The organism is Arcanobacterium bovis (assembly GCF_004331995.1).
Taxonomy (GTDB): domain Bacteria; phylum Actinomycetota; class Actinomycetes; order Actinomycetales; family Actinomycetaceae; genus Arcanobacterium_A; species Arcanobacterium_A bovis.
In genome coordinates, this window is the sequence record NZ_SJDT01000026.1 from 1 (window position 1) to 399 (window position 399).

Below are 399 nucleotides of genomic sequence, written 5' to 3' on the forward strand. Positions count from 1 at the left end.
ATAGGATGCGAAGCTTTTCATGAGTGATTCACTGCCCGCACCAAAAGATCCACCGAGAATTGCGGTGAGCATATAGATAACAGCGTCTTGGATCATGGGCGGCCTCCTCCGATGAATCCTGCGTAAATATTTCCGATGACGACGCCGACGCCAGGGCGTGCTGCGTGGATCATTTTCCCGTTACCGAGCGCTATACCGACATGGACAATGTTGTTGGGTGATCCGGAGGGGCTGAAGAAGACAAGATCACCTGGTCTGAGTGTGTTCAGATTATGGTTGATATGGCCACGGGCGGCGATAAATGAGTATTGCTGCTGGGCTGTGCGTGGCAGCGCGAAGCCGTGACGTAGATACGTCCACGAGGTCAACCCGCTACAGTCGAAAGCAGACTGGCCTGCT

General features: G+C 53.9%; 1 protein-coding gene. It reads right to left on the reverse strand.

Translation table 11 applies throughout. The features are described from left to right. Nucleotides 1-92: 92 nt before the first annotated feature. The coding region (locus EZJ44_RS09035) for a C40 family peptidase (protein WP_165496172.1) at nucleotides 93-399 on the reverse strand (307 nt) is incomplete at its 5' end.